Raw genomic sequence first — 13,658 nt, 5'->3', positions numbered from 1 at the left:
CAACTTCACCCGAATGATCAACGAATCTGCACCAGCTCCGTATCGGCTCCGTGCCCCGACGCGCCCGGCGTCACCGAGGAGGTCTGCGGAGCACGCCAGTGGTCGATGTAGCTCACCTGATGCACGCAGCTGATCGTGCAACTCGGCGCGCAGCTCTTCTCCGTCAAAAACTCCCGCTTCACATCGGCGGTCTGGTACTGCGCCAGCGGCACCGCCGGATATCCACGCTGCTGGCTGCAATAGTGCACTAGCCCGTTCTCGCAGATATACAAGTACCGACCACCCGCCCGGCAACGCCAGTCATTCGTCTTCCCATTGGCGATCGCCTCCTGGAAGTGATTGAACCGCGAGTAGCTCCGCCGCGTCAGGTTCCGGACCTTGTCCCAAACCGTGCGCTCGGCATCACCCAGCGGCTTCAACTGCCCGCTGCCATCGTGAATAATTCCAATCGTCGAGCTGAACCCCAGCGCCAGCGCCCGCTCACTCACCGTCAACGCGTCGTTCGGATTCGCAATCCCGCCGCCAACCACGGAGTTGATATTCACATGAAAGTCCGCATGCTCGGCCAGCATCTGCAGCTTCTTATCCAGCACCTTCAGGCTCTTCTTCGAGACCTCATCCGGCATCACGTTATCGATCGAGATCTGCATATGATCGAGCCCGGCCTTATTCAGCCTCTCGATCCTCTCCGGCATCAGCAGATACCCGTTCGTGATCATCCCGGCAATCGCGCCAGTCTTTCTGATGCGAGCGATAATCTGATCCAGCTCCGGATGCAGCAGCGGTTCGCCGCCCGAGATCGTAATCACCGAAGTCCCCAGCCGTCCCAGATGGTCAATGCGTCGTAGCATCTCCTCCAGCGGCACCGGGTCCGAGTGATCGTCGTACTCATTGCAATAGGTACAGGCCAGGTTGCACCGCCGCATCGGCACAATGTGCGCCATGTACGGATGCCCGGTCGACATCACCGCTGAACCGATCGAGCCTAACTCACGCAGCTTGCGCGTCACTGCCTTCCAGCGGCGCCTGGCAGTCATCGGACGGCTGCCATTCACCACGGCAGTTGTAGGAGCAGAAGACATATCATCTTCAAGTATATCGAAGTGCGCTCAGATCTCCTCCTTAGCCCATCGCGGGAGCTCGAAATCCGCGCAGGAGAGATCGGAAACTATGTCCCGACTCTCAGAACCAGCATTCCGCCAACCATAGACTGACTGAAGGCAAACAGACTCACTAAGAGCAAGATCTCGCGTCCTCTCGCCCAAATAAATCGCCCAAATAAATTCTGTTAGATTCCGTCCCGTCTCGCCAACCGCGCTTCGCTCTATAGTTTCGCCAACAGTTCGCGAGTGTATTGGCCCGTCTCGCCAAAGAACTCTTCCAGCCCAAACCCCGGAATCACACACGAGCGCTTCTTTGTATCCGGCGTCAGGGTCAACGTCTGCTCCTGCTTGTCGCGAATCACCACCACCGGCAACGGCCGCCCTCTGTTGTCATGGATCGTCTTCGTCCAGTCGGTTCCGCTCGAAACAGCGATCGAGTTTACCCGCACCACCACATCTCCTGCCTTCAACCCAGCCTGTTCCGCCGGGCTGTTGCTGTCGACGCTCCGCACCAGCAGCCCCGCTCCGCCCTCTGCGCCAAAAAATCCCGCCAGCTGCGGCCCCATCACCTCAAGCTGAGCGCCAGTGTAGGACGAACTCAAAATCATATTCATCGCCAGCATCTCTCGATGCCCCTTGGGAATCGCCGTGGTCCCGGACGAGGTCGAGCCGCCGCCCATAAAACTATTCCCACCGCGTACTGACCCCGAAGGCCCGCTCCCCGGAGCTGGAACCGTATAGTGCTGCTCCCACGCCTGCTGTCCCACCGTCAGCCGGTCCGCCATCTGCATCGTCATCGTCATCGTCTGTCCATCGCGACTGATCACGAAGCTCACCGTTCGTCCCACTGGTTGATCGCGCAGCAACCGCTTCAACTGCTCCTGGCCGTCAACCCCCTGGCCGTTCATCTGCAAAATCACATCGTGCATTCGCATCCCTGCTTTGCACGCCGGTCCATCGTGATCCAGACTCACAATCTCCGCCCCACGCGCCTCTTTCATCCGCAGCGAACCAACCTGATCGTCGCTAACATCGCGCGTCTCCACCCCGAGGTACCCTTGCGTCGCGTACTTGTGTGAGCCAGCGCCCATCGCTCCCCCGAGAACGGTGCGCCCAGACCAGAAAGGCAGACCCTGCGCCGCAAGCGAACTCTGCCCACCATGCAGAACGGTCGTCCCAGCCATCAGCGCCACAACCCCAGCCACAACCCCCAAAGACCTGCGGTATTTCATCTGCCTACCCTCATTCGCGCTTGCTCTCGCACTCAGGCGATCGAGCGCGCTATCTTTCCTGCGCCTACTGAATATCCGCGGAACCCTGCAGCGCATTATAAGAAGCCGTCCGGATAAAGGGATTTGCGTCCTGCGTTGAAACCGTTCGCAGCACCTGCCGCACGCTCGAGTCCGACTGCACCGGCTCCAGCAACCCAATCGCGATCTTACGAACCTGCGCATCCGAATCATGCATGACTGCCTCCAGCACCGCATCGCGCACATGCTGGTCCTGCCCCACAAAATGTTGCAACCCCTGCAGCGCCGTCATCCGAACGCCGGCATCCTGGTCATATCGCAGCGAGACCATCAAAGCGTTACGAATCTCCGCACCATCTACAGCGGTCGGCTGGCACGCATGCCCTAACTTGCATTCGCTCGTCAGCAGCTCAACCGATTGCTTTCGCACTCCATCTGCAGCAGCAGAACGTGTGCCCACCATCAGCAGGTTCCGAATCTGCGGACTATCCAACGACCCCTCCATCGTCTCCGGAACCACCCTGTTGTAGGTAACCTGCACCAACTCCGAGTTCGGCATCGTCACAATCCCGGTCACGTTAGCGACAGCGCCTCTATCAACGCCTTCATCCGGACCCGTAACAATCACCGGCTTCTGAGGCTTCGGAGCGTGCGCCATCTGGTAGCGCAGCGTAAAGTTACCCGCCAGAAAACCCACTCCCAGCAACAGTGTCGCCAGCGCCGGAGCGCCCTGCACATGCCCCAGCCAACGATAGAAATTTGTCCTCAGTTGAGTAAGAAACCCATGTGGCGGAATCATATCCAGCTCGTCATCAAGCCGCATCCGCGACTGCGCCAGAAGATTCGGCGAAGGTTCCAGCACCGGCAACAACGCCAACCGCTCTTCAAACACCTGGAAAGCTTCCAGCTCCGCGCGGCAACCCTCGCATTCGGTCAGATGCTGTTCCAGCCCCCCAGCCAGCTCATCCGGCAGCTCGCCGTACTTCAACAAAACGATACAATCTCTTGCGCTCTCACACTTCATTGTCCTACCTCAACCAGCCTCAAATTTTGTTTGCTTTTTGTAGGCTCTGCGTGCGCCCTTATAAAATCATTCCCAACGTACCTGCACTCACAACTCACCGGCGTTACCGCAGCTCCGCCAGATTAGCCCGCAGCTTTCGCGTAGCCCGGAACAGCGTATTCTTAGCCGTCTCTTCTGTCGTGCTCAACATCTCGCCAATCGTCCGCAGCTTCAGCCCCTGATAGTGCTTCAGCTCGAACACCGTTCGCTCGCGCGGTGTCAGCTTGTTCAAAGCCTCGCCGATCCGCTCACTCATCACCTTCCGGTCCAACTCCCGCCCCGGGTTCGCCATCGCCCGGTCGTCCGTGATATTGGCCATCAGGTCCATCTCATCGCCACTGGCATCCAGCACCGTCGCCGGATCTTCCCTGCGGCTCTTTCTCCGCCGCAACTGGTCCAGGCAAAGGTTTGTGACAATCCGGTAAAGCCATGTATAAAAGCTGCACTCGAACCGGAAGTTCCCCAGGTGTCGATACGCCTTGATGAAGGCCTCCTGGTGGACATCCTGCGCATCCTGCTCATTACCGAGCATATGCAGCGCCAGCCGAAGCACAGACTGGTCATATCGCCGCACCAGAGCGTCGAACGCAGTTCGCTGGCCCTTCTGCGCCTCGCGAATCAGTTCATCGTCTTCGGTCCGCTGCTGGGCACGAGCGTCGAGCTGCGCCTGCGTCAGCTTGCCGCCGTTCCTGGTTCCGGATTGAGCCGCTGCTTTTGCCATCGCTGGCAACGATTCTACAGCGGCTGCACCTAATAATCCCGTAGCAAACGGGCTGACGTGCCGTTTTCGGAGCCCCACAGCGAGCGGAGAAGACAACTCCCCGCCAGGATTCAACCCAGCAACATCTGCATTCATCGTTCTGACTCCGGAGTCAGGAAATCGAACTACACCCCAATAGACCCCCAAACTTCGGAAAGGTGAGCATCACCAGATCCCACAAAAGGGGCAGCCCAACTCAACCCATACACTCGTCGGTAGAGGGCAACTTCGAAACTTGACCACTACCCGCTAGTCATCTCGACCGCAAACCGCCCACTTGGCGCGCTGCAGGGGTAGCTGTTACTTCACCCAGCCGGAATAACATCGTCATCTCGACCGAAGGCGGCGCACTTTGTCGCCGCAGTGGAGAGACCCCCGTATTTCGTATCTGCCCTAGCTGTTGTTCCAGCTGTCTCCATCGATTGACCCGCCGAAGTCACCCGAGCGCTCCGTTTCGGTAAACTCATCCCAATGCCTCCTCGCCCGACCCCCGCTCCCAGCCTCTTCGCAGAGACCCCAGCCTCTACTCCGTCCAGGCCTCAAAACCCCAAACCTCAAAACGACTGGATCAACGCCCACTGCGACGGCGGAGCCCGTGGCAACCCCGGCCCCTCCGGCTACGGCGCTCTTATCCAGGATGACCACGGCAACGTCCTCGCTGAACTCTCCGAGTTCCTCGGCATGCGCACCAACAACTTCGCCGAATACTCCGGCCTCCTCGGCTGCCTCCAGTACGCGCTCGACCACCACCACCCCCGCCTCCGCGTCGTCTCGGACTCCGAACTGATGGTCAAGCAGATCCAGGGCAAATATCAGGTCAAAAGCCCTGACCTCAAGCCCCTCTACGAAGAGGCCAAGCGCCGTATCGCAAAACTCGAAGGCTTCGAGATCTCGCACGCCCTCCGCCACAAAAACAAAGACGCCGACCGCCTCGCCAACGAAGCCATGGACCGCGGAATGCGCCGCACACCAGCCACCGGCTCAAGCACCAGCCCTTCCACTCCGCCGCCGAAGGCGACCCCATACCCAACCAAATCCGAAGCCCCACCCAACCCCTACGCCAAAGCCGACACCATGCTCCGCGGCTTCACCAAAGACGGCGTCGTCCACATCCTCGGCGGCACCACCCTCCCCAACGGCGTCTTCGTAAAAATCATCCGCGAATAACCCTATTTGCTCGAGACGTCCCCGCTGGAGTCGTTCGCGTATTCGATCCTGAAGTCGATCTGGGCGGCCTTTTCCAGCATCTTCGAGACCGAACAGTACTTATTCTTCGAGAGTTCAACCGCGTCTTCGGCAGCCTTCTTTGAGACAGCCCCGCCAATCCGGTAAGTCAGCACAATCCTTGTAAACACCCGGGGCGGCGCAGCGGCCTGTTCAGCGGTTGCAGACACCGTAAGGCTGGTCAGGGGCTCGCGCTTCTTTTTGAGGATCGAAACCACATCGACGGATGTGCAACCGCAAAGGGCCATCAGCACCGCCTCCATTGGGGAAGGACCGTTGGCGTGCCGGTCGCCACCATCGAAAACCACGCTATGGCCACTTTCAGAGCGCCCCTCAAACTCCATCTCCTTCGTCCAAACTGTCTCGGCAATCATTAGTCGCTCTCTCCTATTTCATTGGACACTCGATTACACCGGTCCGTTTTCAAATTATTCGCCTTAGATACAACCTCAGCGTCCGGCAGCAGCCATCCGCGCACAAAGCTCCTCCACCGCCGCCATCTGCGCCAGCATCGTCTCCAACTTCTGCGCCCCCATATCATCCTCAAATCGCCGCTGCATTCGATCCAGAATCCCCATCACCCTCACCGCTCTCCTCTTCCCCAGCGGCCGCAGCAACAGTTGTACCGCCCGCGCATCCTCCGGGTCGATCCTCCGCTCCACCAGACCCTTCGCCTCAAGCGACGAGATGCAATGACTCACGTTGCTTCGCGTAGTCTCAAACGCCTCAGCCAGCGCCGACGGCTTGATCTGCCCGCGCTTCTCAAAGAAGATCGCTGCCAGCACCATCGCCTCAAACGCAGTCACCTCCTCGTGTTTCAACACAAGGTTCAGCGAAGCATCCATCCGCCGGGCAATCCGGCTGGCCTGAAACACAGGGCTCTGCCGCAAAAAAGCTTCAATCCTCATCCGACCTCACCTTTAGCTCAAAGGAGCGGCTGGCGCGGAGCCCGCCGTGCTCTTTTGTTGTCATCCCCGAAGGGAATCTGTTGTCTTCCCTCACACCAATTGCAAATCTGCTTTAGTTAAGCAGTTCAACTATTTATAGCAAAACAAAACTACTCCCAACCCAATCTCATTTCAGCGGATGATGGAAGTAGAACTCAATCGCATGAAGATCCCTCCCCACCTTTGTCTCCCACTCCTCGCCTGTGGTCTGTCCGTCGCGCAGCAGCCTTCATCGCCAGTCTCATCCCCAGACAAGCTCACCTCGATCGCCCAAAGCATCTCCGTCACCACCACCCTCGAGCCCCTCCCTCTCGCCGAGAGCGACCGCGCAGTCAACCTCATCTCCCCCCGCGACCAGCCCCTCGTCTCAAACTCCGTCGTTGACCTCCTCCGACAGGACCCCTCCCTCAACCTCCAGGCCCGCGCGGCCAACGGCGTCCAGGCCGACCTCTCCCTCCGCGGCACCACCTTCGAACAGTCCCTCATCCTCCTCAACGGCCTCCGCATCAACGACCCCGAAACCGGCCACCTCAACCTCGACATCCCCGTCCCCCTCGACGCCGTCACCCGCATCGACATCCTCCACGGCTCCGGCAGCACCTTCTACGGCTCTGACGCCATCGGCGGCGCCGTCAACCTCCTCACCCAGCCCCCGGCCCCAGGCCTCACCCTCATCGGCAGCGCAGGCGGCGGCAGTTACTCCTCCATCGAGCAGCATCTCCGCGCCTCCTACACCCAGGGCCCCATCGCCACCCAACTCACCGGCAGCCGCGACACCTCCGACGGCTTTATCCCCGACCGCAACTACTCCTCGAACGCCCTCGCCTCCGAGACTTGGCTCACCCTCAAGCCCGGCACGACCGACATCCTCCTCGCAGTAAGCGACCGCCCCTACGGAGCCAACCTCTTCTACGGCCCCTATCCCTCCTGGGAGCGCACCAAAGGCTGGTTCGCCAGCATCCAGCAGCAGCTAGGCCAACGCACCGCAGCCAGCTACGGCTACCGCCGCCACTCCGACCTCTTCGTCCTCTTCGCCGACCAGCCCCAGATCTACGAAAACAACCACATCGCCACCAGCTACGAGGCCGCCCTCCGCCGCGCCGACACCCTCACCCCCAACACCACCCTCTCCTACGGCCTCGAAGCCGACGGCGACTCCATCCACTCCAACTCGCTAGGCCAGCACGCCCGCAACCAGGGCGCAGGCTACGCCAACCTCGACCTCCGCGCCCTCGGCCGCTTCTCCCTCTCCCTCGGCGCGCGCGACGAAGTCCTCTCCAGCAACGGCAATGTCTTCTCCCCCTCAATCGCCGCCGCCTACACCCTCACCCACACCACGCGCCTCCGCGCCAGCGCCGGCCACGGCTTCCGTCTCCCCACCTACGTCGATCTCTACTACTCCGACCCCACCACCATCGGCAACCCCAACCTCAAACCCGAGTCCTCCTGGAGCTTCGAAGCCGGCCTCGACTGGAACCCCACCAACAGCCGCCTAACACTCACTGCCACAGGCTTCCGCCTCCAGCAAAAAGACACCATCGACTACTCGAAACTAGCCCTCGCCACCCCAGCCCTCACCTTCGCCCAACCCTACCAGGCCGTCAACATCCAGAACCTCAACATCACAGGAGCCGAGACCACCCTCCGCCTCCGCCTCACCACCACCCAGAATCTGCAGTTCAGCTACACCGCCGCCCACGCAGCAGCCCCACCACCCAACCTCATCTCCGAGTACGCCTATAACTACGCCGCACAAAACGCCATCTTCGCCTGGAACGGCACCCTCCCCGGCGCAATCTTTGGAAGAGCAGGCCACCAGATCAACGCCCACACCCAGGTCAACGTCGTCCAGCGCACCCAGCAGACCGCCTACCCGCTCTGGGACGTCGCCCTCTCCCGCAACACAGGCCGCATCCGCCCCTACCTTCGCCTTCTGAACCTCAGCAACACCGGCTACCAGGAGATCCCGCAAGTCCCCCTGCAAGGCCGCACCATCATCGCCGGTACGGAATTCAACTGGACCACATCGCGCCATTAGCCCGACACAAATTGGGGGTTCCCGAATAAACAGCGCTCAGGAACCCCCAACCCCTTGCTCTCTGCAATCCATGGAGATCACACCTAACCTTCAAGATCCCCTCAGGCGCATCCAAGCTTCAATCCCTGTCAACCGCCAGGCTACTGTTTGTCGTAAACGTCCTCCCCCGCCACCGGTTTCCCGTCCAGTCCCGTTCCCTTGACTGTGGTCGTAAGCGTCTTCCCGTCTGTTGAAACGACGGTATGGCGTGTCCTGATCTCTTTTCCGGCTTTCGTAAAAGTATTAACGCGGCTGTGAGAGCTGACCAGCTTTGAGCTGACTCCGTCGAAGTCGCCCTCCTGTACAGTCCCCACCCCGCCCTTGATCGGAACCGTATATTTCACCGATATCGGCGAGCCATCTCCCGTCGTACCAGTACCAGTCACTTGAAGATTGGCGCCCTGCTCCTCAATCACAAGCGTCACGCTCTTTGGTGCGGTACCGGTCGTATATTTCGTCTTTGCCGAGTTGAGCGTCCATGTCCCAACGAAGGGATCACTTGCCAGCAGCGGCGTCGCAAACGCTAATAGCGCTAACGCGCATAGAATCTTTCGCATAGTTGTTACCTCGATGGCCGAGAAATATACACTGGCCGCCATCGGCCACGCAATCCAGAAATCTACCCTCGAAGCGCCTGATTTATTTCGCCGGCTCCGCCTTAACGAATCCCGCTCACCAGCTTCCCATCTGCGCGCAGTTAATCCGTCGGCCTCCCTTGCAAGGCTCCGCCATCATCGCAGCTCGGAAGTTCAACTGGTAGCGAAGATAGAGGCGCCAACCCATGCGAAATCGAAGATTACATCCGATGAAACGTGTGAAAGTGCATCAGCTCTTCAATCGCTATAAGCGCCAGCGTGACCAGCGATAAAACCAACTGCACCCGCTCCAGTCGAATCTTGCGCTGGGTCAGAGGCCTTTGACGCCAGAGCGACGAAGGGCGGCTGCGGAGATATCGAACACGCCGCAGAATCGCCAGGTTCAGTACCGCACCCACCAGAGCAAACCCAATCATGGGCACGCGAATCCAGTCCGTGTGAACTTTGTCCCAGGTCATCCCGGCCTGTGTGATGCCAGCCAATGCGCCCACTCCAATCACAACACGCAGACCATCCAGAGCAACAAAGAAGCTGCAGACGCTTTGCAGAAGCACGAAGAAGAGGCTCGACCAGGCAATAACGCCCTGTGCTCTCACCGCTTTCACCGCAGGCATCCGCAGCGACAAGGTCTCTTCAGATTCAACTGATTTGAAAGAAGCAGACGACATCGAAGAATAAGCTCCCTGGACAAGCACCGTCCCATCACTACTTAAATAACCGTTCGCGCGATCAATCAGACTTCAGTCCTTCCGACCTACCTGAATCCCCTAACCGCCACACCGGGCATCATGCAACTACTTCGCCAACTCCGCCTTCACAATCTCGCTCACCAGCTTGCCATCCGCGCGCAGTCCATCCGCCAGGATCCGCTGCTGCACCACCTTCATCACCGCGCCCATCTCCTTCGGCGTCGGCTTCGCACCGCCCTCGGACATCGTATGGATCGCCCCCTGCACCACACCGCGAATGACATCCTCCCCCGCAGCCTGCGGCAGATAGCCCTCAATCATCCCGATCTCCGTCTGCTCCTTCGCTGCAAGCTCCGGCCGGCCACCCTTAGTGAACGACTCCACGGACTCCCTCCGCTGTTTGATCAGCGTAGTCAAAATCTGCGACTCCTCCGCATCCGTCAGCTTCTCGCGCTTGTCGATCTCTTTATTCTTCAGCGCCGACTTCACCATCCGCAGCGTCGTCAGCTTATGTTCATCCTTCGCCTTCATCGCAACCACAATATCCGTTTGAATCTTCTCGCCAATCGTCATCGCATCTCCATCCAATCAATCCCCAATTATAAGTAAGCCGAGCAACGCGAGGCCCCAAGCCTCTAACCAACCAAGAAAAGGTATACAAGTCACGAAGTGACCGCCCCACGCGTAGTGGGCTCGTCCGGCAGGACCCCGCTACAATAAACTCATGATCCGCAAAACGCGCCTCTTCACCCCTGGTCCGACCCCTCTCCTCCCCGCCGCCCAGTTCGCCATGGCTGCGGCCGATATTCACCATCGCACCCCCGAGTTCCGCGCGATGTACACCCGCGTCCTCTCCCAGCTCAAAGAGTTCGTCGGCACCAAAAACGACGTCATCATCCTCTCTAGCTCTGGCTCAGGCGCCATGGAAGCCGCCGTCTCCAACCTGACGTCACCGGGAGATCGCGTTCTGGTGCTAACAGCCGGCAAGTTCGGCGAGCGCTGGACCGGCATCACCAAAGCCTTCGGCTGCCACGTCGACGTCGTCAGCGCCCCCTACGGCAGCACCTTCTCCCTCGACGAAGTCAAAGCCAACCTCCACCTCGAAACCCGCGCCGTCTTCGTCCAGGCCACCGAGTCCTCCACCGGCGTCCGCCACGACATCGAAGCCATCGCCAGGCTCCTCAAATCCGAAAACTCCGAAGCTCTCCTCATCGTCGACGGCATCACCGGCCTCGGCACCTCGCACCTCGACATGGACGGCTGGGGCATCGACGTCCTCATCGGCGGCTCGCAAAAGGCCGTCATGATTCCCCCCGGCCTCAGCTATCTCGCAGTCAGCCAGCGCGCCTGGGACCGCATGGAGGCCACCTACAACCCGCGCTACTACTTCGACCTCCGCAAGGAGCGCAAGAACGCCGCCAAGGGCGAGTCCGCCTACACGCCGTCAGTAGCACTCATCGCCGCCCTGGGCGCAGCGCTCAACTACATCGCCGCACAAGCCGGAACCCCGGAAAAACCCGAAGGCGATCTAGCCGCAGGCCGCGTCAAACTGGTCGACAACGCGATCACCTGCGCCGCCATGACCCGCGCCGCAGCCACGGCCCTCGGCCTCAAGCTCTTCGCCCCAGTAGGCAACGAAGCCGCCGCAGCCACTGCCATCGTAGCCCCCGAGGGCAGTGACTCCGGCACGCTGGTCAAGGGTCTCAAATCGCAGTTCGGAGCCATCGTCACCGACGGCCAGGGCGAGATGAAGGGCCAGCTCTTCCGCATCGCCCACATCGGCTTCTTCGACTACATGGACACCATCGCCATCCTCGGGGCCCTCGAACAAGTCATCCACAAAACAAAGTTCCCCGCCCCCAACTTCACCTTCGGCAAAGGCCTGATCGCGGCCCAAACCCTCTTCGCCGAACACGCCAAATAACCAGCAACGCCACAAAACGGGGTGCCCACGTCCGGACTCTCGGACGTGGGTTTTCAATAGCCATGGAAGACGGAAAGTCTAAATTATGGCAACGGACCACGCTTATAGCAGACGAGAGTTTCTGATCGGTGCCGCCGGCGCCGCGCTCACGGCACAGAGCGCGATGGCGTTGGGCGCGAGCACTTCTGCTCTGCGCGGACGATTCCTGACCCATGTCTCCGTCGTGCGCGTCAACCAGATCGAGGTGACGCCTAATCGTTCGATCGGAGAAGACGAAGCTCCGGACAACAGCCCCGCCCATATTCGTTCGCGAAGAGAAGCATTTGCCAGAGGGTGCCCGGAAGGCCGAATGACATGGGCGGTAAGTTGGCTGGCCTTGAACGACAACCGGCAGGAGTACAAAGACGCGCGCCGTCTTCTCGCCTCGTATCACGATCAGTATGGTGACGAGATCACCTTCATTCCGGGCGGCTACTTTGCACCCATGTACGACACGCGAGCCCATAACCGGGAGACGATTCATAAGGCGTTGGGCTTGATCTCCACCATGGTGGGCGGCGGATATCGTCCGCAGTGCATAGTAGCGGGCTTCCTGGACGCGGAAAACCAGAGATACCTGGCTACCGAAGAGGGCATTCATGTTTGCCAGGGGCAGATCTGGAGCCAGCACGGCATTGACCACGGTGATGGCGATGGCGCCATCTGCTATCCGTACTATCCAAGCCGGGAGCACTATCTGAAACCCGCACAGGGAGCGGCCGACTTCATCGACTGCGTCTGCCTGGATGGCTGGACCTGCGACTTTCTAACCGCACGGCGGGAGGGCTTCGAGGGCGGGTATAACAGCCGGCTGGGCGTGGGTCCAATCGAAGCTGTAGGAAATCTCGGGACGGCAGCCGGCCGTAGAGAGATGCTCGCCACCACGGCGGTACACTTCGACCGAGGCCACGCTCTCAATGGATTTGGCTGGGTTACGGGGATCTGGGAGGTGTCGGTTGGGCACGACGAGGATCTGACCTACTGGCTGCAGGCCGTCAGGGACAGGTGGCCTGACACCAGCGTGTTGACCGAGGGTGAGTTCGGCCTGAAGTGGCGTCAGCACACGCCGAGCAATGCCTCGTTGAACTATCAGTTCGATGCTCGAGGAACCGGCGCGCCGGGCTCGGAAAAAGAGTTGGAGATCGAGTGGTACATGAATCGCGAGTTTCGTTTGGCGCTGCTGCGGAACTGGGTGAAGAACGAGCCACCAATGGTCATTGACTTCACGCGCTACGACTTGCCGGCGCAGGAGCCGCAGACTCTGCAGCGGGAGTGGAGCTTGATGAATGTGCTGAATCAGAAAGGCACGCGGCCACAGGATAAGCCCCAGCGGCTGGGGCAGTTGACAGCGGAGGATCAGCGACGGATATTTGCGCGGTATCCGGAGCTGAAGAAGCTGAAATGAAGAGTACCCCTTTAGCCGCGGCAAAGCCGGTCCCCACCCTTCCAGTTTCACCATAAAGGGTCGGATTTGCGAAGCGAACCGCACTCCTCGAACCGCAGTGCAATCGTCTTAGTAAAATCCGCAATCCGCGGTCTCTCGGCCCTTGATACTCTTGTGCAACCCGATGAAACGCTCCCGCCAGGTCGCCGCACCTCTTCTAGCCGCCGCAGCCATGGCGCTCCTAACCGGCTGTCGCAAACCCGAGATGCAGCGCTGCGTCGACGAGAACAACCACGTCGTAGACGACAAACTCTGCGCCAACCTCCCGCCTGATCAACAAGGCATCCAGCAACAGCGCCCCGACGGCCACGGTGGCTTCCTCCCCATCCTCATCCCCTATCGCTACTACTACGGCGGCTGGGGAGGCTACGGCCTCGGCAGCGTAGTTGGCGGGGGAGGCTACGCCCCTGTCGCCGGTCGCAGCTACGCCAATCGCTCCGGCGTCACCATCCGCGGCGGCTTCGGCCGCAGCTTCTCTGAGGGCGGAAGCCACAGCAGCGGTGAAGGCGGATCCCACGGCGGCAGCGCAGGCGAATAACAGC

14 protein-coding genes are annotated in these 13,658 nt (G+C 60.2%); 5 read left to right on the top strand and 9 right to left on the bottom strand.

What is annotated here, in order from left to right:
* Nucleotides 1-17 precede the first annotated feature (17 nt).
* The 4 genes from RBB81_RS06850 to RBB81_RS06835 form a co-directional block, all read right to left on the bottom strand.
* Entirely contained in the window at nt 18-1,082 is a 1,065-nt protein-coding gene (locus tag RBB81_RS06850; RefSeq protein ID WP_246373651.1) for a radical SAM protein, read from the bottom strand.
* Between the two features lie 242 nt (nt 1,083-1,324).
* Nucleotides 1,325-2,335 carry a PDZ domain-containing protein gene (locus RBB81_RS06845; protein WP_179581253.1) on the bottom strand — a complete coding sequence of 337 codons (1,011 nt, stop codon included), beginning with the start codon at nt 2,333-2,335 and terminating at the stop codon, nt 1,325-1,327.
* 64 nt (nt 2,336-2,399) lie between these two features.
* Nucleotides 2,400-3,344, bottom strand: coding sequence for a HEAT repeat domain-containing protein (locus tag RBB81_RS06840; protein ID WP_353073162.1), 945 nt, complete (start codon nt 3,342-3,344; stop codon nt 2,400-2,402).
* A gap of 136 nt (nt 3,345-3,480) precedes the next feature.
* A complete protein-coding gene (locus RBB81_RS06835) occupies nt 3,481-4,272 on the bottom strand; it encodes an RNA polymerase sigma factor (protein ID WP_179581251.1) in 792 nt (263 codons plus the stop codon).
* 375 nt (nt 4,273-4,647) lie between these two features.
* Between RBB81_RS06835 and RBB81_RS06830 the strand changes: the two genes are divergently transcribed.
* On the top strand, nt 4,648-5,343 hold the full coding sequence (locus RBB81_RS06830) for a ribonuclease HI family protein (protein WP_353073161.1): 696 nt from the start codon (nt 4,648-4,650) through the stop codon (nt 5,341-5,343).
* A gap of 2 nt (nt 5,344-5,345) precedes the next feature.
* Here the strand turns inward: RBB81_RS06830 and RBB81_RS06825 are convergent, their stop codons facing one another.
* Nucleotides 5,346-5,774, bottom strand: a complete 429-nt coding sequence (locus tag RBB81_RS06825; protein WP_183790268.1) for an OsmC family protein — start codon at nt 5,772-5,774, stop codon at nt 5,346-5,348.
* A 75-nt stretch (nt 5,775-5,849) separates the two neighbouring features.
* The gene (locus RBB81_RS06820; RefSeq protein WP_179581248.1) at nt 5,850-6,308 is read right to left on the bottom strand and encodes a MarR family winged helix-turn-helix transcriptional regulator; all 459 of its coding nucleotides are present in this window, start codon (nt 6,306-6,308) and stop codon (nt 5,850-5,852) included.
* 202 nt (nt 6,309-6,510) lie between these two features.
* Here RBB81_RS06820 and RBB81_RS06815 point away from each other — a divergent pair, with 202 nt between their 5' ends.
* Nucleotides 6,511-8,385 (top strand): TonB-dependent receptor plug domain-containing protein, encoded by a 1,875-nt coding sequence (locus RBB81_RS06815; RefSeq protein WP_353073160.1) that lies wholly within the window; start codon nt 6,511-6,513, stop codon nt 8,383-8,385.
* Nucleotides 8,386-8,525: 140 nt separating this feature from the next.
* Here the strand turns inward: RBB81_RS06815 and RBB81_RS06810 are convergent, their stop codons facing one another.
* From RBB81_RS06810 to RBB81_RS06800, 3 genes are all read right to left on the bottom strand, one after another.
* Entirely contained in the window at nt 8,526-8,981 is a 456-nt protein-coding gene (locus tag RBB81_RS06810; RefSeq protein ID WP_353073159.1) for a hypothetical protein, read from the bottom strand.
* Between the two features lie 239 nt (nt 8,982-9,220).
* Nucleotides 9,221-9,634 (bottom strand): hypothetical protein, encoded by a 414-nt coding sequence (locus RBB81_RS06805; protein WP_353073158.1) that lies wholly within the window; start codon nt 9,632-9,634, stop codon nt 9,221-9,223.
* Between the two features lie 180 nt (nt 9,635-9,814).
* A complete protein-coding gene (locus RBB81_RS06800) occupies nt 9,815-10,282 on the bottom strand; it encodes a GatB/YqeY domain-containing protein (RefSeq protein ID WP_179581244.1) in 468 nt (155 codons plus the stop codon).
* Nucleotides 10,283-10,433: 151 nt separating this feature from the next.
* Here RBB81_RS06800 and RBB81_RS06795 point away from each other — a divergent pair, with 151 nt between their 5' ends.
* The 3 genes from RBB81_RS06795 (at nt 10,434) to RBB81_RS06785 (ending at nt 13,654) form a co-directional block, all read left to right on the top strand.
* Complete coding sequence (locus RBB81_RS06795; RefSeq protein ID WP_353073157.1) at nt 10,434-11,633, top strand: pyridoxal-phosphate-dependent aminotransferase family protein; 1,200 nt, start codon at nt 10,434-10,436, stop codon at nt 11,631-11,633.
* Nucleotides 11,634-11,718: 85 nt separating this feature from the next.
* The gene (locus tag RBB81_RS06790; RefSeq protein WP_353073156.1) at nt 11,719-13,077 is read left to right on the top strand and encodes a DUF3863 domain-containing protein; all 1,359 of its coding nucleotides are present in this window, start codon (nt 11,719-11,721) and stop codon (nt 13,075-13,077) included.
* 163 nt (nt 13,078-13,240) lie between these two features.
* The gene (locus tag RBB81_RS06785; RefSeq protein WP_179581241.1) at nt 13,241-13,654 is read left to right on the top strand and encodes a hypothetical protein; all 414 of its coding nucleotides are present in this window, start codon (nt 13,241-13,243) and stop codon (nt 13,652-13,654) included.
* The last annotated feature ends 4 nt before the right edge of the window (nt 13,655-13,658 follow it).

The sequence above is a fragment of the Tunturibacter gelidoferens genome, assembly GCF_040358255.1.
GTDB classification, from domain to species: domain Bacteria; phylum Acidobacteriota; class Terriglobia; order Terriglobales; family Acidobacteriaceae; genus Edaphobacter; species Edaphobacter gelidiferens.
This window is presented reverse-complemented; position numbering and strand designations above follow the sequence as displayed.